The sequence below is a fragment of the Wolbachia endosymbiont of Menacanthus eurysternus genome (genome assembly GCA_029715105.1).
Classification (GTDB): domain Bacteria; phylum Pseudomonadota; class Alphaproteobacteria; order Rickettsiales; family Anaplasmataceae; genus Wolbachia.
Map to the genome: position 1 here is coordinate 293,338 of CP085695.1, position 24,871 is coordinate 318,208.

A 24,871-nucleotide genomic window follows, 5' to 3' on the forward strand; every position below is an offset into this window, starting at 1 on the left:
TATTTATTAACTTCATAAGTTGGGTTTGTTTGACTTTTATGAAAAGTAGAGAGTTTTACACAAACAAGATAGGCTTTTTAACTACTTTAGCGTTAGTGATTAATAGTCAAATTGGTTCTGGAATTTTTATGTTGCCAAATAGTCTTGCACCTTATGGAATTTATAGTCTTGTAGGTTGGATAATATCAGGAGCTGGTGCTATATCTCTTGCGTTAGTATTTGCTATGTTATGTGCTAAGTTTCCAGAAACTGGAGGTCCATATATTTATGTGAAACATACTTTTGGTTCTACTGTAGCTTTTTTTGTTGGTTGGACATATTGGGTAAGTTCATGGGTTAGTACAACAGCATTAATAGTTATAGGAATTGGTTATCTTACACCATTTTTTCATGAAAATATTCAAAATACGCGTTTACTTTTGGAATTATTGTTGCTTGTGATCATTACATTAACAAGTTTAAGAGGAATAGCCATTACTGGACGTATTGAGTTTTTGTTTACAATTATAAAAATTACTGTATTGCTTGTAATATCTGTTGCAGCGTTATTTTTTTTTGATAAAAATAATTTTATTATAAGTGAGGAAATTTCAAATCTTACGGTATCGCAGGTTCTTGCTCGTTCTGTACTTCTTACTATGTGGTGTTTTATAGGACTTGAGTCTGTGACGGTACCTGCTGGATTGATTGATAATTCAAAAAGAACTATACCAAAAGCTATAGTACTAGGTACAATCTGTGTTGTAGTTATATATTTTATTAATAATTTCGCGATTATGGGGTTAATAAGCGGAAATGCTTTAGTAAATTCAAGAGCGCCATATGTTGATGCAGTAAAAATTATGTTTTCTGGTGATTGGCACTTAATTATCTCTATCGTTGCATCTATTTTTTGTATTAGTAGTTTAAATGCCTGGATATTGTTTAATGGACAAATTGCTGTTGGTCTTGCTGAGGATAAATTTATACCGCAATTTTTTGCTAAAAAAAATAGATACGATTCTCCCTTTTTAGGAATAATAGTTAGTTCGATTGGAACTGCAATTTTATTGATTTTTACATCAAGCAAAAATTTTGTTCAACAAATTACTTTAATTATTGATTTTTCTGTAGTTTCATTTTTATTTATTTATCTTATATGTAGTTTTGCTTTTTTAAAAATTATCAGAAAGGAAGGAAATTGTTATAGGTTTTTGATTAGCGGTATAGCAATAATTTTTTGTTGCTGGATAATATTTGAAATCCCTGTGAGTACCCTGTTAACTACAAGCTTATTTACAATAAGTGGAATACCCTTTTATTTGTTTTATATTATTTCGAAGCATCTTTTTAAGGTTTCATAGAATCTTTCTTAATCATGGTGAGAATGGGTTTTCTCGTATTAGAAGAAATTATTGTTCTTTACTTTGTTAAAATTTTGAATATTCTTCAATAAATAGAATTGCAATAATTTACTATGTTATTTGTAACTGTAGTTTATAATAAGTATGAGAAGAGCTTTAATATCGGTTTATGATAAAACTAATATAGTTGATCTTGCTTCATTTTTAATGAAACAACAAATAGAAATTCTCTCAACTGGAAATACCTATAAAGTATTATTTAATGCAGGAATAAAAACGCAGGAAGTTTCGGACTATCTACAATTTCCAGAAATATTAGGCGGCAGAGTAAAGACCCTGCATCCTAAGATTTATGGAGGATTATTGTATAATCAAAATAAAAAAGAAATACGAGATTTAGGGATTAAACCAATAGACTTGCTTATAGTTAATTTATATCCATTTTTAGAAGCAATAAATAGTAATTTGGATGAAAGCGAAATTATAGAACAAATTGATATTGGTGGAGTAGCTTTAATTAGAGCCGCAGCAAAAAATTTTCATTTTATTTCGGTTATTTCTAGCATTCAAGATTATGAAATCTTAAAAGCTGAGATGATTAAAAATCGTAATAAAATAACACTTGAATACAGAAAACACCTAGCAACTAAAGCATTTGCTCTTACCTCGTATTATGATTTTAATATTTATAATTGGTTTTTTTCTAAAAAAAATAGAAGTGAAAATAGTGAAGAATTACCAGAATTTTTTGCTTTATATGGATGTAAAACACAAAAACTTAGATATGGAGAAAATCCACATCAAAAAGCTGCCTTTTATAGTAATCAGTTTACAAAATATCCATTGGAAAAAATACATGGAAAAGAATTAAGTTATAATAATATAATAGATATAGAGTCTGCACTTAGTTTAATTCTTAAATTTCATGAACCTGCAACAGTTATAGTAAAGCATAATAATCCATGCGGAGCAGCAGTTGGTAATAGTGTTCTAGAGGCATGTGAAAAAGCTTTATCGTGTGATAAAATAAGTAATTTTGGTGGTATAGTTGCATTAAACCGAGAAATAGACTTAGAGTTAGCTGAAAAATTAATTAAGATTTTCTTAGAGGTAATAATATCACCATCGATAAGCGATGAAGCTCTAAAAGTCTTGCAAAAAAAGAAAAGTTTAAGAATAGTTATTTATAATTATTTTTTTCAGAAAAATTCAAAATACCAGATCAGGAATGTCACTGGTGGTTTTTTATTGCAGGATAATAGTAGCGATGTTTTAAAATTAGAAAAAATAGCTCAAGTAACAAAACGTACTGCAACAGAAAGAGAAAAAGAAAATCTTATTTTTGCTTGGAAAATATGTATGCATGTAAAATCTAATGCGATAGTGATAGCAAGAGATGGTTGTACTGTTGGTATTGGTGCAGGACAAACAAGCAGGATAGATAGCGTAAATATCGCAGTTAAAAAAGCTGGTAATAGGTGCAAGGATGCGGTGCTCGCTTCAGATGCATTTTTTCCGTTTTCAGATAGTATAATAAAAAGTGTAAGGCATGGAATTACAGCCATAATTCAGCCTGGTGGTTCTATAAATGACCAAGATATAATAGCGGTTGCAAATGAAAATGGAATTGCTATGTTTTTTACAGGTATTCGTAGTTTCGTCCATTAATTTTATGTTTTTATGAGAAGAATATATTTTATATATTTGCTTATTTATATTTAGATAACACGAAGTAGTTTACAGTTGGTTTTTAATATGATATTAATAAAAACTGAGTTGGATTTTATCTTTTATTCCTTGGTAGCTCAGTGGTAGAGCAGTTGGCTGTTAACCAATTGGTCGCTGGTTCGAATCCGGCCCGAGGAGCTCTATTTATGAATATAATGAAATGGTATGGTATATTATTATATAGTTTTGGTAAAATTATATATATAACTTAGTATTCAAATTTATTGATTTTTGGATTTTATAGTAGAAACTGATTTCGTCCCTTCTTTAAGATAGAAGAATTCTATTTAAGTATTCTTGTCTAAATGAATCAAAAATTATATGTAAAACGATAAGAATTAAAATTTTCATAATAAAAACATTAAGTTGTGATTAAAATTCATATTTTGATATGAGAAATCAAAACGATTTTATTAGCTTTTTAAGCTATGGGGTTTTAGTTATTTAAATAGAAAGTAATCCTTACATTAGATTATAAATTATATTTATAATATATGCCTGTTTAATATTTATTAAATTTAAATTGTTTTAAGTTTATATTTAATAATATATGTAATTCTTATTTATTGTTCCATAAGTAATATTTTATGTATAAAATTTAAATAGTATTCGAGTAATTTTAAAATTAGTATGTCGGAGATTGTAAATTTAAAAAAAGAAGAGCGAGTTGCATGTGGAAAAATATGTTTCAATGTGAATCGCACAAGTCTTTTTTATACATTATCAAAAATAAGTGGAATAGTTGAGAGACGGAATGTAGTTGATATTTTATCATGTATGAGTATTAAGGCACAACATTCTAGTATAGAGTTAATGGTTACTGATCTTAATATTTTGATGTTTGCTTCTCTTCCTGCAAATGTATTAGTACATGGAGAAGTAAAAATTTCAGCACATATTATATATGATATAGTGAAAAAATTACCGACTGATTCTAATATTAATTTTAAAATGGATAATCATGGAAAATTATCGATATCTTGTAAAAATACAAAATTTTTAATACCTGAGATAATTTTAGGTGATTTTCCTCTTTTTGAAAAGATAGATTATAGATATGATTTTATTTTGATGAGTTGGGATTTAGTAGATTTATTAACTAAAGCTAAATTTGCTATGTCATTAGATGATACAAGATATAATTTAAATGGAATTTGTTTGCATACAGATGATTTGTTTTTATATTGTGTTGCTACTGATGGACATCGATTGTCTTGTATAAAGAGACCTAAACCCAAAGGTATTGATGATGAATTTAGTGTAATAATTCCACGTAAAACTGTAGTAGAACTATTAAAAGTATTATGTGATTGTAATGAAGTTGGTATAAAGCTCTCACAAAGAAAGATTAAATTTACGTGTGGTGAATATGTTTTAATATCAAAATTAATAGATGGAACTTTTCCAGATTATAGGTCTGTTATTCCAGTAACTAGAAATAAATATTATATGACTGTTGAGAGCGTTAAGTTAGCTGATGCTATAGATAGGGTTTCTGTTGTCATTTTTAATAAAATAAAATCTGTAAAGTTTTTATTGCAAGAGAAATTATTAACTTTGAATTCAAATTCTCATGATAGTAATAATTATGCAACTGAGTCTATAGAGGTAGATTATAATGGGATTTCTATGAAAATAGGATTTAATTCGCGTTATTTACTTGACATTTTATCTTGCATAAAAAACAAATGTAGATTTAATTTATTAGAAGATAGTAATGGTGCCGTAATTATTATTGATGAAGATGATCCAAATGCATTATATATAGTAATGCCAATGAGAGTTTAGATAGTTTAGTAGTCTATTTTTACCAAATATAAGCCGTAAGGTGGCGCAGTTACTCCGGCAGCACTTCTTCTGCGTTGTTTTAATATATTTAGCATCTCCTGTGGGTTGGTTTTATTTTTCCCAAATTTAACTAAAGTGCCTACAATAATTCTTACTTGATTATGTAAAAAGGAAATAGCAGATATTTTAATATATATAAAATTTTCGTTTTGTACTATTTCGATGTTATCGATTGTTTTTATGGGGCTTATAGCTTGACAGTTTTTTGAACGAAAACTTGAGAGGTTATGTTTTCCGAGAAGGTATTTTGCCGCTTCGCGCATGATGTTAACATCAAGCGGATTAAATATTTGCCATACATAACCAGAATTTAAAACTGTTGGAGTGCATCTGATAAATATTTTATATTCATAGTGTTTTTTTTTTGCCGAAAATCTAGCATGAAATTCATTATTTACAATTTCTACACTAAGTATAGTTATAGGAATTGATTTTAAGTAAAAATTTATTGCGTTTCTTATTTTATAAAGTTCAAGTTCTTTTTTTATATTAAAATGAGCAACTTGTCCTAAAGCGTGAACTCCTGCGTCTGTTCTACTGCCACAATATAAAGTGACTTTTTCTTTACTAAAATTGAATATAGCATTCTCTATAGTTTCTTGAACTGAATTAATAGAATGTTGCTGTTTTTGCCAACCAGAAAAGCTACTACCATTGTATTCTATTATTATTTTATATCGCATTACAAAATTTTGCCTATATTTTATAATTTTATTATATAAATTTTATTTTCAGTAAAATTAATTATTAATATTTTATAGAATTTTATTAAATAAAAATATTAATAATAAAGTTAAATTTTATTTCGCTAGTCGATTTAGTTTTCTATATTAATATTTGGATTAGTTTTACGTAATTATTTTAATAATGATAATTATACTAAGAGATTGATATATGATTCTATGACTTTATTTAAAGTATGAGTTCTAGAAAACTTAATCTTATAATATTTTGGTATCAGATTCAAGTGGTGAGATTATTATATCAGTTGTTGAGGTTTGTATTAAAGCATTTTTAGTTCTGTAGAGACAATTGAATACGTTTTAGTTGTTTGTAAAGATAAAAAGCAGATTGAATAATATTTAGAGAAATTAATAAGAAGTGATGAGAATTATTTTGTGGTATATATACTATTATTGATGATAAATTAAGAAAATATTTGAAAGGTAATTAATTAGAAATTTCTTATCAGCAATATTATCATATATTATTGTGAGGAAATTTCTTCTTATCTCGAAATTGAAAAAGACAATAAATTTAATTTGTATATTGAAATAAAAATAAATATTTTCAGCAAATTGAGACGATTGGGTTGTATTATTAATCATGATAATTGTCAAAAATATTCAGGATATTAATATAGTAGATATAATTTTAACTGGGGTCACGTACATCGAAATTTCCAACTTAGCATGTATTAGCTTATTATCAAGGGGAGCTATAAAGTTGTAATAAAAATATCTCTTAATCATTTATTAACGAGATACTTTTTGTATTGACTTAATAAAGTTAGAAAACGAGTTTTAACGATAAGACGCAATAGATGTGAATAGATTATAAGTAGAAATATGTGAAAATAGACCTCTTTCAATTAAGAACGAAAATAATAATATATATGCAATTCCAAAAAAAAAAGTTGAAAATGGAATTAAGATAACAGAAAAAATTTTTAAACAAAAATAATTGGCTAATTATTGATATAACACGAAAATCAATCGAAGAAGTATCAGCAACAATTGTATAATATTTAACAAGGGTGTGATTAATTTTGTTAATTGACTATTTTCGTAAGTATAACCATAATGTAAAAATTATTAAAAATTTTTATATATTTTAAAATTATGAAAGTGAAGAGCTCATTAAAGTCTCATCGTAATAGGGATAAAAACTGTAAAGTTATAAGGAGGTGTGGTAAAGTTTTTGTTATAAACAAAATAAGGCCAAGATATAAGGTACGTCAGGGTTCTTAAACAGGGAGGTTATAATTTATCCATTTATGGGGAAGAGGAGAGCCTTTTTTTTTGAGAGGGTTGGTTTGTTTTTATATAAAATTAAGGTATTCAGTTTATATGTAGTTCTTATCAGGGTGACATTTTTAGGAAGTATTATGGCTGTGCGCTAGTGCGATTTTATATCTTGCTTTGTGTTGAACATTGAGATGTTGAAGTTATAGTAGTAGATCTTTATATATTTTATAGAAATTAAATAGATAATATCTATATATGTGCAAAATTAAAGTTGTTAAAAAAAAAAGATGTCTACATTAAAAATAACAATTTCTAGAGTGCCGTCTAGTCTAAAAGGATTAATGGTGGTAGGTTTGTTTGAAAATAATAGATTTGTAAATAATAATCGAATTTTTAGAGATAAAAAGGTTATTGATATCATTAATAGACTTAGTAATTTTAACGGAAGTTTTGGTGAATTCTTTCCCATTATTACCTCTTCATTATGTGGTGGTAGTATTATGATTGTAGGACTTGGCAGAAGAGATGAGTGGAATAAAAATAAGGAATTGAGTATTGGTGGAAAAATATATTGTAAGTTAAGCGAATTAAAAATTATAAGAGCAGCAGTATTAATTGAGGGAAATGTAGCAAATATTGCATATGGTATATTTTTACGTAGTTTTAAGTTTGGTAAATATAAAACTAGAAAAAATGAAAAAGTTACGGAAGTAGAACAAATTGTAGTTCTAACGGAAACTGATGATCAATTGAGTAACGCTAAGAAGGCATTTGAGCTTTTAAAACAGGAAGGTGAGGGTGTATTTCTTGTTCGTACTCTTGTTACTGAGCCACCTAATGTTTTATACCCAGAATTTTATTCTAATTATATAAAAACTGAGCTTACTAAATTTGGTCTTGAGGTCGAGGTACTTGATAAGGAGCAGATTGAGAAGAGAAAAATGGGGGCATTACTTGGTGTGGCACAAGGAAGCAGTAAAGAACCGAGATTAATAGTGATTAAATGGAATGGAGGTTGTAAAGAACAAAAGTCTGTAGCCTTTGTTGGTAAAGGTGTAACATTTGATACAGGAGGAGTGTCATTAAAACCTTCGCGTGGCATGGAGTTAATGAAATATGATATGGCAGGTTCTGCTGTTGTAGTTGGGGTGATGCGTGTTTTGGCTGGACGAAAAGCAAAGATAAATGCAGTTGGTGTTATTGTACTTGCTGAAAATGCAGTTGGCGGTAATGCCCAAAGGCCGGGTGATGTAGTAACTTCGATGTCTGGGCAGACAATAGAAGTATTAAATACCGATGCAGAAGGAAGACTTATGCTTGCGGATGCTTTATGGTATACGCAAAATAGGTTTTTACCTAAGTTTATGATTGATTTAGCAACTTTAACTGGCGCTATAGTTGTTGCGCTTGGTCAGCATGAGTATGCTGGCCTTTTTTCTAATAATGATGAATTAGCAAATCGTCTTATTGATGTAGGAAATGAGGTAAATGAGAAGTTGTGGAGATTTCCTATGAATAAAGCTTATGATGAAATCATTGATTCATCAATAGCTGATGTTCAAAATATTGCTCCTACAGGCTTTGGTGGGGATAGTATAATAGCTGCGCAATTTTTACAACGTTTTGTAAACGAAACTTGTTGGGCGCATTTAGATATTGCAGGGACAGTTTGGCATGAAAAGGGTACTGATATTTCTCCGAAAGGAGCTGTAGGTTTTGGTGTAAGGTTGCTTAATAGATTAATTGAGAAATACTATGAAGAATATTTGGAATAGTTTTTCAGTAAAAGAGATTTATAAGTTTAGGATTTTTATCTGTTTGATTTTTGATCTCCTTCTAGGAGATGAGGTTTAAAATTTTTCATTGAGCTTTTGTAGGTTGTTATAAACAATGCATGGATATATTTTGTAGGAAATTTTTAACTTACAAAAATTTGTGATCATCATTTTATGATTTAAAAAATTTTATTTGTGATACAACTCATTGATATTATAATTTTTATATAATTCGTAATAATTTTTAAAAGAAGTGGGGTATTTGTTTGTTCAATATGTTTCATATAAATGTTGGTTTTATTAATAATAAAAAATTATTAAAAATAGGTGTTTTGATCATCAATACGTATAAAATAAGCTACTGTAACTTTTTTATATGTTTTACATTTATTGTTTTTAGGCATATTATTATGCCTAATAAGACCATAGGTATTGAAAGTAATTGTCCAATAGTTAAATTAAGCCATAAATAACCAATTTGGTAGTCTGGCTCACGGAAAAATTCAACTGCAAAGCGTGCTATTCCATACCATATAATTGCGATACTAGTTGTTGCACCACGGTAGAATTTTATTCTAGTTAAGAAAAATAATAGATTTATAGCTATAAAAAATAGTAGTCCTTCTAAAAATGCTTCATAAAGCTGACTTGGATGACGTGACAAATTATCACCACTTTTTAAAAAAACCAAACCCCATGGCATAGTTGTAACTCTACCAAATAGTTCTCCATTTATAAAATTTGCTATACGACCCAAAAATAAACCTATAGGAACTCCACAGGAAATCAGATCCAGTGTATAATATACAGATATATTGTATTTTTTACATGTAATTATTATAGCACATAAGACTCCTATAACGCCGCCGTGGAACGACATCCCTCCTTTCCAAGTTTTTAATATCTCTATGGGATTTTTTAGATAAAAAATTAGATCATATATTAGTATGTAACCAAATCTGCCTCCAAGAATAATACCTATTATAGTAGATGTGAGTAATGAATCATAAAAATTCTTAGTAAGAATTTTTCGATTATCTAATTTATGTAAATACCAATATGCAAATATTATGCCCAAAATATATGCTAGAGAATACCAATGTATAGAAACAGGACCTACGCTAAAGATTATTGGATTTAAAGACATTTTATTTGTTGGGTTCTCTTGAGAGATAATGTAAGCCTCTATTTTTTTCACGATCTAATTCTCTTTGTTTTATAGTTATTCTTTTATCATAGAGCTTTTTTCCTTTTACAACAGAAATCTTAGTTTTTACTAATCCCTTATCATTAAAATAAATTGAAAGTGGTATGATAGTCATTCCAGAGGTTCTAATCTTGTTAGATAACGTACTTATTTCCTTTTTGTGTAAAAGTAATTTACGTTCTCTTTTTGGTTTATGATTTTTTTTGTTTGCAGCTTTATATTCTGCAATATACATGTTATGTAACCATATTTCACCATTTTTTTTGGTAACATAAGCATTGGAAATGTTTACCTTTTTTTCTCTTAGAGATTTAACTTCGCTGCTTAATAAGACTATACCTGCTTTAAATTCATCTAGAATAAAATATTCAAATTTTGCTCTTTTATTTTCCGTAATGATTTCCATATATGAAAATATATTTAATTGAAGATCAAAGATAATTTTGTTTTAAACATTATTATATTCTTCCTTAGGAACTTATAAACTATATCATAAAAGTAAGTTTCCGTGGAGTAATATTTTATTATATATATATTTTTATATAAAATATAATAGAATTATATATATACTTTTTAAGAAGTATATTATTTTATTTTATTATTTTTAATTTTTAATATCTAGAATATAATTATTCCTTAGAAAATTAGTTTTGTTGAAAATAATGGTTTATCACACTTATATATGGGATAATTTCTGTTATGATCTATTGGTTTCTATTAAAATAGAATTTAATAAAATAAAATAACGTTACAAAAATTTTAGCTGTTAGGATTCCAACTTTTATAAAAACTTTTTATTTTTTTATTTTGATGGTGGGAATTTTTTATGTTGGTTAAATTAGGGGTGCGTTTTATTTCCTTATTGCTAGTTGGTACTTCATTATCAGTATAATGAAGCCATATATGCCATCTTGGTGGTACTGTTGTTTTTGCTAGACTGCTCTTTTTATTATAAATTACCCATCTTTTTCCCTGATTTGATTGATAGTAAAAGTTTCCATTTTCATCTTTTCCTATAAGTTTATTATTTTTTCTTTGTAAGAAAAGAACATATTCATATAACATCTTATGTAACATATAATATAATGTAGTATTAAGATAAAATAAGAGTAATATTATTTATGTTATACTATATTTTAATGTTTTACAATTTATTTCAATGCAATTACCAATTTTACAAGTTATTACACCAATAATTGCATCTGTGTTTTGTTTTTTCACTAAAAAGCATGAAATTTCTTGGTTTATTTCGTTTACTACAACAACAATTGTTTTTTTTATTTCGTTAATATTACTTATGAAAACTTACAATGGTGAGATTGTAACTTACTATATTGGAGATTGGATTCCGCCATATGGAATTGAATTAAAAATTGATGTGTTAAGTTCTTTGATTTTAGTTCTTGTAAGTTTTATAGCATTAGTGACTGTACTTTGTAGTTTTCAGATTAATAAAAAAGAGATTTGTAAAGGTAAAATTACTGGTCTTTATTCTTTATTTTTGTTATGTTTAAGTGGGTTGTTTGGAATTTTAATAACGAATGATATATTTAACCTTTATGTTTTTTTAGAAATTTCATCTCTTTCTTCTTATATATTGGTTTCAGTTGGAAAAAATAAAAAAAGTCTTATTGCGGCATTTGAATATCTAATTAGTGGAACAGTAGGTGCGACGTTTTATTTGTTTGGTATTGGGCTTTTATACTCTATGACTGGAACACTTAATATATCCGATATGGCTAACAGGATTGGACCAATGTGTAATAATAATATTATAAAACTTGGTACATTGTTTATTTTTACCGGACTTTCAATCAAAATAGCATTATTTCCATTGGGTAGATGGTTAGTTAATTCATATAGCGAGGCGCCAAGTTTTATTAGTATGTTTTTTTCAGGTTCAGTAACTAAAGTAATGTTATATATTTTTATCAAAATTTTTTATTATATTTTTCATCAAAATTCTTTTTTATTTAAACCACCATTAAATAATATAATTATTATTTTTGCATTTTGTGCTATTACGTTCGGATCAATATTTGCAATTTTTGCAAAAGATACGAAAAGGTTGCTTGCTAACTCTAGTATTAGTCAGATTGGTTATATAGTTTTGATGTTTAGCTTAAATTCAAAGGCTGGTTTATTTGCTGCAATTTTTCATATACTAAATCATAGTATAATAAAAACATCATTATTTATGGTTATAGGATATATTTCTTATAGATTTGATTCAACGAAAATAGAAGATTTATCAGGATTAAAAAAATCGATGCCATATATAGCATTTATATTTACCTTACTTAGCTTGGCATTAGTTGGTGTACCTTTGACAAGTGGCTTTATGAGTAAATGGTATATGATGAGAGCAATTATTGAATCTCATGCTTGGATTTCTTTTATAGTTTTTATTATTAGTTCTTTTTTTACTTTAATATATATGTGGAAAATAGTAGAAAAAATGTATTTTGGGGGTCATGCGATATTACATGATATTGAGATATCACATCATGATAAGTTGACTGAAAAAATACCTTTGCTTATGATTATTTCTCTTTCGTTTATGGCAATTTTAACAATAGTGATTGGAATGTGCAGTACTCCAATTTGGTTAATAATTGAAAAAATTGACTTTTTAATTTGATTTAATCATTTTAAATGTATATATGAATAGATTTGCTGTGTGTAGGTCAAGAAAAATCTATTTATTATTAGTTGTTAATGTAATATTGCTATTTTGTATTGGTATTATCGTTCAATATTCTTCTTCCGGAGGAAGATGGATGCCGTTTGCAATTCATCAATTAATTATATTTTTTTTCTTTTTTTTATTAGCTATAGCTATGTCATTTGTGAGAATGGGTTTTTATTTAAAATATTCTTATCATTTTTATATACTAGGAATAGTTTTACTACTACTAGTGTTTTTTTTTGGATCATATGTAATGGGTGCAAAAAGATGGATAAAAATTTGGATAATTAATTTACAGCCTTCAGAATTTGTAAAAGTAGGGTTGATACTTGCGCTTTCTCGTTATTTTAGTAAGCAAAACATGTACAAGATAATAAGATTTCAAAGTTTATTTAAAGCACTTGTAATTGCTTTTATACCAATACTATTAGTATTAGGACAACCTAATTTAGGTACAGCTATTATAATGCTATTTATAGGAGTATCAATTATATTTATAGCAATAATTAAAAAATTTCATTTGGTAATTTTAGGATTAATTGGCATTTTTATGATGCCGGTTGCTTGGTTTTTTCTACGACCTTATCACAAGCAAAGAATATTATCATTTTTGGATTCATCAATTGATCCTCTTGGGATAGGTTACAATGCGCAACAATCTCAAATAGCTATAGGTTCGGGAGGTTTTTTTGGTAAGGGTTTTATTAATGGGAGCCAAACTCAGCTTGGATTTTTACCGGAAAAACGCACAGATTTTGCTTTTGCAGTACTTGGTGAAGAATGGGGATTTTTAGGGGTTATGTTTTTAATTTTTTTGTATAATACATTACTTCTTGTAATAATCTTCATTGCTTATAGATCAAGAAATTATTTTTCTAAGTTGGTATCTATCGGAATTTTTGCGTTTTTTAGTATTCATTTTACTATAAATATAGGAATGACAGTTGGTCTTTTACCAATAATAGGTGATCCTTTGCCATTTCTATCCTATGGAGGAAGTGCAATTGCTGCGAGTTTGATATGTGTGGGTTTATTACTCAGGATAAGTGTGGAAAATTTAAGAATTGAACAAATCTCTAATTTTATTCGTATGGAAAATTTTTGATTTAAAATTAGAAAAGATATATGTTCAATACTTTTTATAAGTTTAATTAAAGTTTATATTAAATTATTTTGTAGTTTCTTTTAGATCTTTCTCTATCTAAGATAGAGCTTATTTCTTTTACACTTTTATTAATATCATTATTAATTACTATGTAGTCGTATTTATAGCATTTGCTTATTTCTTTTTGAGCTTCTGCTAATCTGTATTCTATTTCGTTAATACTTTCAGTATTACGTTTTTGTAAACGTAGTCTAAGCTCTTCCATTGAAGGAGGAAGTATAAAAATACTTACAATATTTTTTTTCATAAGTTTGAATAAATGAAATGCTCCTCGCCAGTCTATATTTAGTAAAATATTTGTTCCATTATTTAGATTTTGTTTTATAAATTTTTTTGGTGTACCATAAAAGTTCTTAAAAATCTTAGTATATTCAAGCATCTGGCCAGTATTACATAGTTCAAAAAACTTTTTTTTATTGACAAAAAAATAGTCTTTTCCGTTTATTTCATTAGGACGTGGTTTACGTGTTGTCATGGAAATAGATCTGATTAGATGGTTATTATTAGTTGATTGCTCAAGTAATCTTTTTAATATAGTAGTTTTGCCTGTTCCAGAAGGGGAAGATATTATTAATAATAAACCCTTAATAATCATTTTCTTTTAGAGAAAGCGTATTAATTAAAAATATTCATATTCTATTTATTGATTTTAGGTTTTTAATATAGCTTTTTAAATTAGACTTCAAAAATTTAGAATTGCTTAAATCAGAATCTAATAAATTAGTATCAATAAGAGAAGAATTATTAAAAATAGTATGTCGTAAATCAGTTTTTTTAAGATTTGCCTTGTTTAGATTAACATTTATAAATTTTGCTCTGCTTAGTATTGAATTAGAGAAGTCTGCATTTTCTAGATTCATATTTCTAAATTCGAAATAAGCGTAATTTACATCAAATTTTTCACCATGTGATATTTTTTTTTGTAAATCTTCAATTGAAACTATTGCTCCATTTAGGTTTATAAGTTTTTCTTGTCCTTCATTTTTAATAAAAATTGAATGATCAAATTTACAATCTTTTGTTAGATAAGCACCAATAAACGAACCTGCATATAAGCTTGAGGAATCGAAAATTGCATTATTAATTATTGAATTATTAAAATTGCTAAGAAAAAAACCTGTTTTTTTAAAAAGACTATTTTGAATTGAAGAGAAACTGAAATCACTTTCAATAAAATTAGAATTAGTTATTTTTGAATTAAGTAAGTTTGAGCTGTTTAATTTTGTATTAAAAAATATCGAATATTCTACCTCACTGGAGATCATATTATGATAAGAAAGTTTATTATTATAAAATTGTGAATTTTCTATTTTTACGTTATACATTGAGCTAGAAGAAAGATCCGTGTTTTCTATTTTTGTGGAAATGAATAGTGAGTGGTCAAAAATGGAATCATTTATATTAGAATATATAGCTTTGGTGTTATAGAATTTTCCGTTTCTAATATTAGAATTAGAAATATTAACTCGGTAAAGTTCACTAAAACTAAAATCAATGTTAGTTAAATTGGCATTTTGAAAATTGCTTTCAGAAATATATGAATATGTTATTTTAGAGTCATTTAATATGGATTGAGTAAAACTTGAATTATCATCGCTTATATAAGAAATTTGTATGTTACTTAAATTAGCTTTATTGAAATTATTTTCAATAATAGTAGAAGAATTAAGATGTGCATTAGAAAAATTGCTACCCGTAAAATCTGATTTTTTCATTTCTGAGCAATATATATTAGCATTTTCCAATGAAGAGAATTGAATTCTTAATTCATAAGAATCTATTCCGAAAAAAATTGCATTATCAAAATTATTATTTTGCATAATAGTGTTGTTTATTTCGCTATCATTAATAGTTATATAACTGACATTCGAGTTTAACAAGCTAGAAAAACTCATTTTTATATTTGAAAATATGGTATGTAATCCAGTGATGTTGTGCATTTTTATTCTTTTAAGATCGGAGTTGATAAATTTAGTATAGCTAATATCAGATTGATCAAATGTAATGTCTATTAAATTTGTAGAAATAAATTTTGCAAAAGTTAGTTTTGTATTTTTTATTTTCAAACCCTGTAAATTAGCATTAGAAAAATTAGCTCCACGTAAATCGGCATTAATGAAAGATACTTCAGATAGGTCTGTATGAGAAAAATCGGCACCAATTAGACTAACTCCGTTAAAAATAGATCCATTTAGATATAATTTACTAAAATCAGCTCCATTTAAATTTGTTCCAAAGCCTTTTCTGAAATCTTCAGGTATAGCCTTTTTATAGCATTGTAATAGGAATTCAGCAAAATCTTTTTTGCTATAAGACACATAATTTGTTTTACGTAAGATATTTATAAAGTCGTTAATTAAGTTCTTTTTATATGCCTCTTCACTTCCATAACAGAAATTGCTAGTTATAATTAATATTATTAAAGTTTTGATCATATTTTTGATATTAACTATAAATTTGTTATTTTATGATTTTAAATTTTAAATTTTATATGTGTTATTTCTATATTCTACTATTTTAGAATGTGAAATTAATTCCGCAATATGGTAAAGATACCTTTTTATTTATTCATTTTAGAGATATAAGGTGATGTTTTAAAAGAGTTCTTGATGTTTGTTTAGAGATATGATTTTAATAAAAAATAGTTATAATTCTATGAAAAAAGATTACATGTTTTATATATATTATGTTGTGTTTTAGGGTGAACAGTTAAATTAGATTAGTAAATTAGAATCTAAGCTTTTTAAATATCAATTTTATTGAATTGGTTTTATTTTGTTTATATTTATATCGCTTCGTCATTTTATATAAATGAAAAGTATATTTTTATACCTCTATCGAATTTTTTCGTATGTTATTTTGTACTATTTTATAGCGTTTCCGTTTAGATTTAAAATCTATCTTTCTTTTTTTTATTATAAAAATTTATTTTATTTATAGCTCTTTATAAGAATCTTATTTTAATAAAATTAATTGCTTTATTTAATTTTTAATTTTAATTTGATCTTTACTCTATTTTATAGATTAGATTTGTTTTAAAAAACACAACTTACTTTTAATTCCTAATTGTTGGAAATATAAATATATTGTGGAAAATATCTTTCTGTTTTTATTTGTGTGATTTTAATTAACATAAGTTATATTTTTATATTTCTGTAATATTGAAATTATATGATTAGTAATTTTGATCAATAGAATTTTGTGGAAATTATTTTGTTGATTTTAAATTTTTGTTAGATATTAGAACCCGGAAGGAAAGGGATTCGAACCCTTGATACGGTATTAGATGATCGTATAACGGTTTAGCAAACCGTCGCCTTCAGCCACTCGGCCACCCTTCCAATCTTTAACCTAAAACAGTTTTCTATATATATCAAAACCTATAAAATTTGTCTAATTTTAAAATGATAGTAATAGATCTTTAGTATTAAAAATTAATAATAGATAGTAAAATTTCTTAAAAGAGAAGTATATAATAATATTGTTATTATACTAAAATTTAATTTTATTATAAGAAAATAATAATATCATAAGAATTATTCTTTTTTTTTGATGGCGTTCTCAATAATATTTTTGGCTTTTTTAACACCAACCCATTCTCCCATTATTACCATTTTTCCTTTCTCCAAACTTTTATAGTGTGAGAAGAAGTGAGTAATTTTATCAAGTAAATTCTTAGGTAAGTCAGAATAGTCTTTTATATTTTCGTAATAATTATCAACTCTAGAAATGGGTACAGCTAATACTTTTTCATCTTTTCCTTTTTCATCCTTAGTTAATAGGGCACCTATTGGACGTACAGGTATTAAAACACCAGGTGCTACTGGAAATTGGGTTAATACTAGAGTGTCTACTGGATCACCATCATTTGCACAAGTATTTGGTATGAATCCATAATTGCATGGATAAATCATTGATGTAGATAAAAACCTATCAACTTCTAGTAGTCCTAACTCTTTATTAAATTCATATTTTATAGGTTTAGCATTTGCGCTTATTTCAATTAATACGTTTATTGTGTCTTTAAAAAATACTGAAGTTATTTTATTGAGATTCATAGATTGTCTTTACCTTAAAAGAAATATTATACAATATGCATTATTTAGTTGCTATATTTATATAATTTTAGTTTGTGTTTTTATTTTAATAAAATTACAGATTAAATTAATCTGGATAAATAAATAGCAGATTTACAGCAAGTTTTTATGAATAAAGACAAAATTTTATAACCAAATGTATTTTTAGGATTATATTTAATTGCAATATTTTTATGTTTTAATTCTTCATCGCGAAATTTACCTATAGTTTCTTTTAGTTCTCCATTTTTTAGATGTAGGAATTGCTCTTTATAATGTTTTTCAATCACTTCTTCAACTGCAATAGTACATGCCATGGCAGCTTTTTTACTTATAATTGCAGTTCCAACACCAAGAAACATCCCAAAAATACGCCAAATTGGTAGTAAAACAGTAGGACGAATTTTTTGTTCTTTGATTTTTTTATTAAAATAATGAAAATGTTTTTCTTCTTGTTTTTTCATTTCGGTTATTTCTCTGAGAATGAGAAAATTTTTAATAGGGGAATTTTTAAAAATGAATTCTTGGCCTGAATATATATAAATAGCTCCATATTCTCCGGCATGATTAACTCTAATTATCCGTTGCAAAAATTTGTTATTGTTTCTTAAACTTAATAAGTTAGAATTTTTTTTCTTTTTCATAATACATTTTATACGATGCAATGAATAAAGCTATTGTAAGATAAATTAAATTCCACATTGCTAAGGAAATACCTAAAATATAATACGGTCTATTACAGGAAGGAGGATAGTTATTGGGGTTTAAAAGATCATTTTTTAATTTTTCTATGCTAGCGTTATTATTTATTTGTTCTGTACATCCTAAAATATCATTAAATAAATTGAATTCAAGACCCACATGATAAAAAGATATTATTATGCCTATGAAATAGCTACAGAACATTGTATAAATTAAAATTTTGCTGTTTTTAATCATATATATTATTGCAGATAATCCAGTAATATAATAGATTATTCGTTCATATATGCATAACTTACATGGCAGTATATTAAAGAAATATTCAAGTGCGTATGCGGAAACTAAAGCAATGATACTTGAGAATAGAAAAATTATAAACTTGGAATTGTTATTCGTAGAGTTTGACATAAACACTGAGTTACTATAATAGTTATAAAAAGTCAACTATTGCTTAATAAAATATTATTTTGTGCGTCTACTGTTACTAGTTCTAGTATAATAAATTTCATTTAAATTTCAAATTTAAATGAAAAGATTTATTAGGTGAACAAGAGTGTTTACTAGAAAACCTTTTGAAAACAGAAAAGAAATTATATTTCTAGAGAACATATAAATTTATATTTTTTCTGTAAATGCTTCTTCCCATGTACCTTGAGTTGCTGCACGACTGTATTCTGTTACTCTGTTTTCAAAGAAATTTGTGTGTTCTACACCATTTAATATTTCATCAAGCCAAGGGAGCGGATTATAGTTAATATTATATATAGCCTTTAAGCCTAATTGTATTAGTCGTCTATTTGCTATGTAGCGTATGTAATTTTTTACTTCCTCTATAGATAATCCCTCAACATCTCCCAAATCAAAAGCAAGTTTTATAAATTCGTCTTCGAGTGCAATAATAGTACAGCACGCAGAATATAATTCTTCTTTAAATCCGTCGTTCCAAATTTCATTATTTTCCTTAATAAAGGTATTGAATAAATTAATGATTGAGTTAGTATGTAGAGTTTCATCACGTACTGACCAAGAGATTATTTGTCCCATACCTTTCATTTTTCCAAATCGTTGAAAATTAAGTAAAATTGCGAATGACGCAAATAACTGTACTCCTTCAGTAAAAGCGCCAAATACTGCTAGAGTTTTAGCTATGTGTTTTTTATCGTGTTTTTTACTTTCCTCGAATTCTAACATGTATTCATATTTTTTTCTCATAGCGTTATAATTCAAGAATGCTTGATATTCACTTTCTGGCATGCCAATTGTGTCTAAAAGATATGAATAGGCTGCAATATGTATAGTTTCCATATTGGAAAAACTAGCGAGCATCATACATATTTCTGTTGGCTTGAATATGTTTGAATAATGTTTCATATAACAATTATTTACTTCAATATCAGCTTGGGTAAAAAATCTGAAAATTTGAGTTAGTAAATTTTTTTCTACATTAGAAAGTTTAGTTTTCCAGTCTTTTACATCATCAGCAAGCGGAACTTCTTCCGGTATCCAGTGTATTCTTTGTTGTTGTAACCATGCATCATATGCCCAAGGATAGTTAAAAGGTTTATATATTGGATTTGCTTGTAATAGTGACACAAAAAATACCTAATTATTCTTGTATATATAAGTAATAAAAACTTTTATTAAATGATATTTTTTAAAATCAGTCAATTTAACTTTTGTAAAAGTTGACAATAATACTTATTGGTATATTGTTATTTCGTATCATTTTCAATGAGAATGCGAGCATTGATATTTTTTATTTTATTATTTACAATTGGTTGTGTACGTACTGTTTATAATCATGGGATTTTAGACGTTGATGTTGAATTATGGAGTAAAATAAAGATAGGTGATGATAAAGAGAAGGTGGTTCGATTCCTAGGATTTCCAACGTTAGTATCTAAATTTAATAAGAATATTTGGTATTATATTTCATATAAAATTAAACAACCTAATTTTTTAGAGAAAAGAAAATATAGTAGTAAGTCTATGCAGATTTTATTTAATCAAGACGATAGAATTGCAGATATTAAAAGAATTGATGTTCCAGAAAAATTTTTAGACGTTTTTAATTAAATTAGTAATTCAGTTTGTAGGCCTGAAAAAAGAATAACATAATAACTTATTTTATATTTGCTTCTATTTTAATGATGAAGTGTATAAAGAATTATATTTCTTCTTTTGCCCTAAGAGTATTTTCCTTGTATTATATATTATGTTAGTTTTTACATTTTATTAGGTTTTATTAGGCTAAAGTTGGTGTAGGTTGGCGGTTTTTATTTATGAAGTTTACTATGAACTATTATTTTAAGTATTGAGATTAAGAAAAATTTTTATTTATTAAAAGTCTCATTTATGTTAAATTACTTTTTAGGGGTGCTCACTTAAGTAGTGAGGGGTAGTTTATTATTTAATTGTATTTTTGATGTATTTAACTTTTTTATTTTATAAAGAGATTTTAAGTGTAAGAGAAGTTATTTTAAGGAGTATAAATTCCATGAGTTGATTTTACTTAATATATAAATGTAATATATCTTGATTAATAGAAGAGAATTTTGCTCTTGTGTTGTGAGATAAATTAGCATGCATGAAGTTTGTAATATTTTAACAAATAGGTTTTTATTTATTTAAAAATATATTTTTGTATAAAAGGACAGTTATAGCTTTTGTTTTGTTATAGTTCTTCGCATAAGTTGAAGTGTGTTTTTAATTTTTATCAGATTTAACTTTTAAATTTTAGAGATTAATTTGTTTGCGTATAAGTTTTGTGACATCTTTTGTATAAATTTCTCTACTAAAGAAAGGTTTTATATGTGATTACGTTATAGTTATAATGATATAAATTGAAGAGTAAATGATAGAATCTTTTACAAGACACCTGAATAAAGTGCAGACTAAGTTTGTACATTTATGTATGTTTATAAGGAATTATTATAGAATATTGATAACCTAAATTAATAACCTTGACATTTATGTTTAATATTATTACATACGATTATGTGCGGTTTAGCACTATGGCAATAAAATTTATCTAAATAGGTGTATTGGACCCGAGGGCAGTACTCGGCGCCTCCACCTTGTTCTCGTTTAAAATGGGGGGCGAATAAGGATCGACATACACAGTAAAATAGTAAATATTTGCTCGGTTACACTGCCGTTAAGAGTGACTTAAGTGCAAATGATAATTTTGCTGCTGACAATAATGTAGCATTAGCTGCTTAAGTTTAGCACTATGGCTTCATAATTATAAGCACGGCCAGGGGACCGCCGGGTAACAGAAGGGTTCCCAGAAATTTATATGTACAGGGTTGTATGGATAAAACAAATTACAAAAAATTGCTAAGTTCAGTTAAGCTTCAAGTTATCAAGAAGGCCTTGAGTATTATATCAGAAAATGGTTTTACGCCTCATTTAGAAATATTGTTCTTCACTTATTTTAATGATGTTATTGTGCCAGATTATTTGAGAAGATCTTATCCTACTCAAATACTTATCATATTGCAACATAGATTTTGCGATTTAAAAGTTTTTGAAAGTAAGTTTAATGTAAGTTTAAGTTTTAGGGGAAAGCAAGAAAAAATTTCTGTACCGTTTTTTGCTATTAGTGAGTTTCATGATAAAACCTCGGGAGACATTTTAATATTTGATAAGTGTATTGATTTTGATAAAAAATATAGTAGTGAGAAATATATTAAAGATTTTCAAAACAGAAGTATTATATCTATAGATCAATTGCGTGATTGAATTAAATTTCAATATGTTTATAGTTATTGTGTGCATACCCAAAAAAAAAGAAAAGGCGGCAGTAATACGAGTTTTTTCAGATAGGGGGGAATTTTAAATAATGAGTATTAACTTTTAGATTCACATGCATCCTGTGATATATTTGTTCAATATTTTATTCGATCTTTATAGTTTTGTTTTGGTGTCTTGGGTTATTTTGAATTTGTTATTTAAATTTAATATAGTAAACATGTATAATGAGATTATGAGTAATATAATGTATACTTTGAATCAATTCGTTCATCCACCATTAAAAATTATTAAAAGGTATATAAAATCATCGTTTAACGGAATAGATTTGTCTGTAGCGCTGCTATTAGCAGCAATTCATTTTATAAAATATACGATAAATTACTACTTTAGAGTATAGATGTTCAAAACACATTTAAAATCAGCGATATACTTGCTGTTTTTAATATACGTGTATATATCAGTTTTTAGTTATAATTACAAAGATCCATCTTTAAACACAATTACAAATGAGGAAGTAACAAATTTAGGTGGAATAGTTGGTTCGTATTTAGCTGATATACTAATCCAGTTTTTTGGATTAGCTAGTGTTACAATAGTTACAACTATAATTTATTTTCTAATTATTAGACCACCAAAACTGTTATTAAAAATTTTTTATTTAGTATTAATTAATTTAGGATTGTGCGCTATATTAGCTGAGCTTTTGCTTAATATTACTGCAAGATATATGCATGGCGGAATAATAGGAGATGCATTAATTAATAATTACCAGTTTATTTTTGCATTAACATTAATAGGTATTAACGGATTAGTTGGGTGGAATAAAGTAATATGTTTTATATTTTTTTTATGTAAAAAAACAACAAGTTTTTTTGCGAGTATTTTATTTTTTGAATTTTATAATAGAACCAATAAAAATTTTGGGGATGAAATTTATAAACAGCAATTAGAAAAAATAGAAAAGACTGAAAGGACCTTTAAGTCTTCTAATAGTTTTGAGTTTCCAAGTATTTGTTTACTTTCTAAAGCGAAAAAATCTTTGCTGATAAAGCAATTAAATAATATTGAAAATAATAAGAATTTATCTTTACTGAAACAAGTTTTGAACGATTTTGATGTACGAGGGGAAATTATTAATGTATGTTATGGACCAGTTGTAACTTTATATAAACTTAAGTTACAAGCTGGCATGAAATCTGCGAAAGTAATTTGCCTTTCAGATGATATTGCGCGCTCGATGAGCGTATTTTCTGCACGTATTTCAATAATACGTGGACAAAATGCTATAGGAATAGAGTTGCCAAATAAAGAAAGAGAGATTGTTATGCTGCGAGATTTATTTGAGTCACCAGAGTATCAAGATTTAAGTTTAGATCTTCCGATTGCACTTGGTAGGGAAATAAATGGTAAATCATTTATTGTTGATTTAGCTAAAATGCCACATTTGCTTATTGCTGGAACTACTGGATCTGGTAAATCAGTTGCAATCAATACTATGATTCTCTCACTTGTTTATCGCTTGAATCCTGATAAATGTAAAATGGTAATGATTGATCCAAAGATGCTTGAGCTTTCGATATATGATAAGATACCACATCTTATAACACCAGTAGTAACTGAATCAAAGAGAGCTGTTATTGTGCTTAAATGGATGGTAAAAGAGATGGAAAATCGTTATCGAATAATGTCGTGTTTAAATGTACGAAATATAATTAGCTATAATCAAAAAGTTATAGAGAAAAGTGGGAAGAGATTGAAACACGTTGTACAAATTGGTTCTGATTTGATATCAAATAGATGTTTATCTGAAGGGTTATCGATTAAAATGAAAACGCTTCCGTATATTGTAGTAGTTATAGATGAAATAGCAGATTTAATGCTTATTGCTGGTAGGGAAATAGAACATGTTATTCAGCGTTTGACGCAAATGGCTAGGGCTGCAGGAATACATATTATAATGGCAACGCAGCGTCCATCTGTTGATATAATAACAGGTGTAATAAAGGCGAATTTTCCAACGAGAATTAGTTTTGCTGTAGCTTCTAAAATAGATAGTAGAATAATATTAGGTGAACATGGAGCTGAGCAATTACTTGGTATGGGTGATATGTTGTACGTGACACCTGGTAGTAAAATTACTAGAGTTCATGGTTCTTTTGTGAGTGATATTGAAGTGCGAGATATAGTTTATCATTTGAAGATGCAAGGTAATCCGGACTATATTGAAGAAATCACTAGAGAAAGTTTTTCTGCAGGTAGTACTGAAAACGAAGAGAAAAATGATTTATACAAACAAGCAGTAGCTATTATTCAAAGTAATAAAAAAGTTTCAATTAGTTATATTCAACGACGGCTTAGAATAGGATATAATAAAGCTGCAAATATTATTGAAAGAATGGAAAAAGAAGGTATTGTCAGTACTCCAAATCTTTCTGGAAAAAGGGAGATATTAATAAAATAAAAATTTTGATGATTTTGTACAGCGAGATGAGTTTTTATTTATTTTGTATAGAAAATTTTAGAGGTATTTTTGTTTTGAGGTAGATAATTAACATCAGATTTCATTTTGTTCATTAATACTAATATCTATTTTAATTGTTTTTAAGTTGAAATAT

Annotated in this window: 21 protein-coding genes, 2 tRNA genes and 1 other RNA gene; 13 read left to right on the top strand and 11 right to left on the bottom strand. The window is 26.8% G+C overall.

Annotated elements, in window-relative coordinates:
- The first annotated feature begins 38 nt into the window (after window positions 1-38).
- From LJI21_01170 to dnaN, 4 genes are all read left to right on the top strand, one after another.
- Window positions 39-1,343, top strand: coding sequence for an amino acid permease (locus tag LJI21_01170; protein WFW29904.1), 1,305 nt, complete (start codon window positions 39-41; stop codon window positions 1,341-1,343).
- A 138-nt stretch (window positions 1,344-1,481) separates the two neighbouring features.
- Entirely contained in the window at window positions 1,482-3,011 is a 1,530-nt protein-coding gene (gene purH, locus LJI21_01175; protein ID WFW30004.1) for a bifunctional phosphoribosylaminoimidazolecarboxamide formyltransferase/IMP cyclohydrolase, read from the top strand.
- 126 nt (window positions 3,012-3,137) lie between these two features.
- Window positions 3,138-3,209: transfer RNA gene (locus LJI21_01180), tRNA-Asn, on the top strand.
- 492 nt (window positions 3,210-3,701) lie between these two features.
- The gene (gene dnaN / locus LJI21_01185; GenBank protein ID WFW29905.1) at window positions 3,702-4,859 is read left to right on the top strand and encodes a DNA polymerase III subunit beta; all 1,158 of its coding nucleotides are present in this window, start codon (window positions 3,702-3,704) and stop codon (window positions 4,857-4,859) included.
- Window positions 4,860-4,864: 5 nt separating this feature from the next.
- Here dnaN and truA read toward each other — a convergent pair whose 3' ends face one another.
- A complete protein-coding gene (truA, locus tag LJI21_01190; protein ID WFW29906.1) occupies window positions 4,865-5,602 on the bottom strand; it encodes a tRNA pseudouridine(38-40) synthase TruA in 738 nt (245 codons plus the stop codon).
- A 1,158-nt stretch (window positions 5,603-6,760) separates the two neighbouring features.
- Here truA and rpmJ point away from each other — a divergent pair.
- A complete protein-coding gene (gene rpmJ, locus LJI21_01195) occupies window positions 6,761-6,889 on the top strand; it encodes a 50S ribosomal protein L36 (GenBank protein WFW29907.1) in 129 nt (42 codons plus the stop codon).
- A 284-nt stretch (window positions 6,890-7,173) separates the two neighbouring features.
- Window positions 7,174-8,661: a leucyl aminopeptidase gene (locus LJI21_01200; GenBank protein WFW29908.1), complete on the top strand. Its 1,488-nt coding sequence runs from the start codon at window positions 7,174-7,176 to the stop codon at window positions 8,659-8,661.
- A 358-nt stretch (window positions 8,662-9,019) separates the two neighbouring features.
- Here the strand turns inward: LJI21_01200 and lgt are convergent, their stop codons facing one another.
- From lgt to LJI21_01215, 3 genes are all read right to left on the bottom strand, one after another.
- Window positions 9,020-9,808 carry a prolipoprotein diacylglyceryl transferase gene (gene lgt, locus LJI21_01205; protein ID WFW29909.1) on the bottom strand — a complete coding sequence of 263 codons (789 nt, stop codon included), beginning with the start codon at window positions 9,806-9,808 and terminating at the stop codon, window positions 9,020-9,022.
- 1 nt (window position 9,809) lies between these two features.
- The gene (gene smpB, locus LJI21_01210) at window positions 9,810-10,274 is read right to left on the bottom strand and encodes an SsrA-binding protein SmpB (GenBank protein WFW29910.1); all 465 of its coding nucleotides are present in this window, start codon (window positions 10,272-10,274) and stop codon (window positions 9,810-9,812) included.
- A gap of 353 nt (window positions 10,275-10,627) precedes the next feature.
- Complete coding sequence (locus LJI21_01215) at window positions 10,628-10,945, bottom strand: complex I NDUFA12 subunit family protein (GenBank protein ID WFW29911.1); 318 nt, start codon at window positions 10,943-10,945, stop codon at window positions 10,628-10,630.
- Window positions 10,946-11,027: 82 nt separating this feature from the next.
- Between LJI21_01215 and LJI21_01220 the strand changes: the two genes are divergently transcribed.
- Window positions 11,028-12,509 carry a cation:proton antiporter gene (locus tag LJI21_01220; GenBank protein WFW29912.1) on the top strand — a complete coding sequence of 494 codons (1,482 nt, stop codon included), beginning with the start codon at window positions 11,028-11,030 and terminating at the stop codon, window positions 12,507-12,509.
- 22 nt (window positions 12,510-12,531) lie between these two features.
- Window positions 12,532-13,662: a rod shape-determining protein RodA gene (rodA, locus tag LJI21_01225; GenBank protein WFW29913.1), complete on the top strand. Its 1,131-nt coding sequence runs from the start codon at window positions 12,532-12,534 to the stop codon at window positions 13,660-13,662.
- Window positions 13,663-13,720: 58 nt separating this feature from the next.
- Here the strand turns inward: rodA and gmk are convergent, their stop codons facing one another.
- The 7 genes from gmk to LJI21_01260 form a co-directional block, all read right to left on the bottom strand.
- Complete coding sequence (gene gmk / locus LJI21_01230) at window positions 13,721-14,317, bottom strand: guanylate kinase (protein ID WFW29914.1); 597 nt, start codon at window positions 14,315-14,317, stop codon at window positions 13,721-13,723.
- A 34-nt stretch (window positions 14,318-14,351) separates the two neighbouring features.
- The gene (locus LJI21_01235) at window positions 14,352-16,157 is read right to left on the bottom strand and encodes a pentapeptide repeat-containing protein (protein WFW29915.1); all 1,806 of its coding nucleotides are present in this window, start codon (window positions 16,155-16,157) and stop codon (window positions 14,352-14,354) included.
- 813 nt (window positions 16,158-16,970) lie between these two features.
- Window positions 16,971-17,063, bottom strand: a tRNA-Ser gene (locus tag LJI21_01240).
- 195 nt (window positions 17,064-17,258) lie between these two features.
- Entirely contained in the window at window positions 17,259-17,780 is a 522-nt protein-coding gene (gene ppa, locus LJI21_01245) for an inorganic diphosphatase (GenBank protein WFW29916.1), read from the bottom strand.
- A gap of 101 nt (window positions 17,781-17,881) precedes the next feature.
- Entirely contained in the window at window positions 17,882-18,442 is a 561-nt protein-coding gene (locus LJI21_01250; protein WFW29917.1) for a demethoxyubiquinone hydroxylase family protein, read from the bottom strand.
- Window positions 18,420-18,908 (bottom strand): disulfide bond formation protein B, encoded by a 489-nt coding sequence (locus tag LJI21_01255; protein WFW29918.1) that lies wholly within the window; start codon window positions 18,906-18,908, stop codon window positions 18,420-18,422. Before LJI21_01255 ends, LJI21_01250 begins: the two co-directional genes overlap by 23 nt.
- Before the next feature lie 207 nt (window positions 18,909-19,115).
- The gene (locus LJI21_01260; protein WFW29919.1) at window positions 19,116-20,093 is read right to left on the bottom strand and encodes a ribonucleotide-diphosphate reductase subunit beta; all 978 of its coding nucleotides are present in this window, start codon (window positions 20,091-20,093) and stop codon (window positions 19,116-19,118) included.
- 144 nt (window positions 20,094-20,237) lie between these two features.
- Between LJI21_01260 and LJI21_01265 the strand changes: the two genes are divergently transcribed.
- The 5 genes from LJI21_01265 to LJI21_01285 all read left to right on the top strand — a co-directional run bounded on the left by LJI21_01265 (window position 20,238) and on the right by LJI21_01285 (window position 24,717).
- Window positions 20,238-20,576, top strand: a complete 339-nt coding sequence (locus LJI21_01265) for an outer membrane protein assembly factor BamE (GenBank protein WFW29920.1) — start codon at window positions 20,238-20,240, stop codon at window positions 20,574-20,576.
- An 883-nt stretch (window positions 20,577-21,459) separates the two neighbouring features.
- Window positions 21,460-21,791: a transfer-messenger RNA gene (gene ssrA, locus LJI21_01270) on the top strand.
- A gap of 21 nt (window positions 21,792-21,812) precedes the next feature.
- A complete protein-coding gene (locus LJI21_01275) occupies window positions 21,813-22,244 on the top strand; it encodes a ClpXP protease specificity-enhancing factor SspB (protein ID WFW29921.1) in 432 nt (143 codons plus the stop codon).
- Between the two features lie 124 nt (window positions 22,245-22,368).
- The gene (locus LJI21_01280) at window positions 22,369-22,653 is read left to right on the top strand and encodes a YggT family protein (GenBank protein WFW29922.1); all 285 of its coding nucleotides are present in this window, start codon (window positions 22,369-22,371) and stop codon (window positions 22,651-22,653) included.
- A complete protein-coding gene (locus LJI21_01285; protein ID WFW29923.1) occupies window positions 22,654-24,717 on the top strand; it encodes a DNA translocase FtsK 4TM domain-containing protein in 2,064 nt (687 codons plus the stop codon).
- The last annotated feature ends 154 nt before the right edge of the window (window positions 24,718-24,871 follow it).

Excerpts from the sequence above, each read along its gene's own strand:
- truA (WFW29906.1), bottom strand. The coding sequence starts at position 5,602 with ATGCGATATAAAATAATAATAGAATACAATGGTAGTAGCTTTTCTGGT.
- rodA (WFW29913.1), top strand. The coding sequence starts at position 12,532 with ATGAATAGATTTGCTGTGTGTAGGTCAAGAAAAATCTATTTATTATTA.
- dnaN (WFW29905.1), top strand. The coding sequence starts at position 3,702 with ATGTCGGAGATTGTAAATTTAAAAAAAGAAGAGCGAGTTGCATGTGGA.
- rpmJ (WFW29907.1), top strand. The coding sequence starts at position 6,761 with ATGAAAGTGAAGAGCTCATTAAAGTCTCATCGTAATAGGGATAAAAAC.
- LJI21_01255 (WFW29918.1), bottom strand. The coding sequence starts at position 18,908 with ATGTCAAACTCTACGAATAACAATTCCAAGTTTATAATTTTTCTATTC.
- gmk (WFW29914.1), bottom strand. The coding sequence starts at position 14,317 with ATGATTATTAAGGGTTTATTATTAATAATATCTTCCCCTTCTGGAACA.
- smpB (WFW29910.1), bottom strand. The coding sequence starts at position 10,274 with ATGGAAATCATTACGGAAAATAAAAGAGCAAAATTTGAATATTTTATT.
- LJI21_01280 (WFW29922.1), top strand. The coding sequence starts at position 22,369 with ATGCATCCTGTGATATATTTGTTCAATATTTTATTCGATCTTTATAGT.
- ppa (WFW29916.1), bottom strand. The coding sequence starts at position 17,780 with ATGAATCTCAATAAAATAACTTCAGTATTTTTTAAAGACACAATAAAC.
- LJI21_01285 (WFW29923.1), top strand. The coding sequence starts at position 22,654 with ATGTTCAAAACACATTTAAAATCAGCGATATACTTGCTGTTTTTAATA.
- LJI21_01215 (WFW29911.1), bottom strand. The coding sequence starts at position 10,945 with ATGTTACATAAGATGTTATATGAATATGTTCTTTTCTTACAAAGAAAA.
- LJI21_01200 (WFW29908.1), top strand. The coding sequence starts at position 7,174 with ATGTCTACATTAAAAATAACAATTTCTAGAGTGCCGTCTAGTCTAAAA.
- LJI21_01220 (WFW29912.1), top strand. The coding sequence starts at position 11,028 with ATGCAATTACCAATTTTACAAGTTATTACACCAATAATTGCATCTGTG.
- LJI21_01235 (WFW29915.1), bottom strand. The coding sequence starts at position 16,157 with ATGATCAAAACTTTAATAATATTAATTATAACTAGCAATTTCTGTTAT.
- LJI21_01275 (WFW29921.1), top strand. The coding sequence starts at position 21,813 with ATGGATAAAACAAATTACAAAAAATTGCTAAGTTCAGTTAAGCTTCAA.
- LJI21_01170 (WFW29904.1), top strand. The coding sequence starts at position 39 with ATGAAAAGTAGAGAGTTTTACACAAACAAGATAGGCTTTTTAACTACT.
- LJI21_01250 (WFW29917.1), bottom strand. The coding sequence starts at position 18,442 with ATGAAAAAGAAAAAAAATTCTAACTTATTAAGTTTAAGAAACAATAAC.
- LJI21_01265 (WFW29920.1), top strand. The coding sequence starts at position 20,238 with ATGCGAGCATTGATATTTTTTATTTTATTATTTACAATTGGTTGTGTA.
- lgt (WFW29909.1), bottom strand. The coding sequence starts at position 9,808 with ATGTCTTTAAATCCAATAATCTTTAGCGTAGGTCCTGTTTCTATACAT.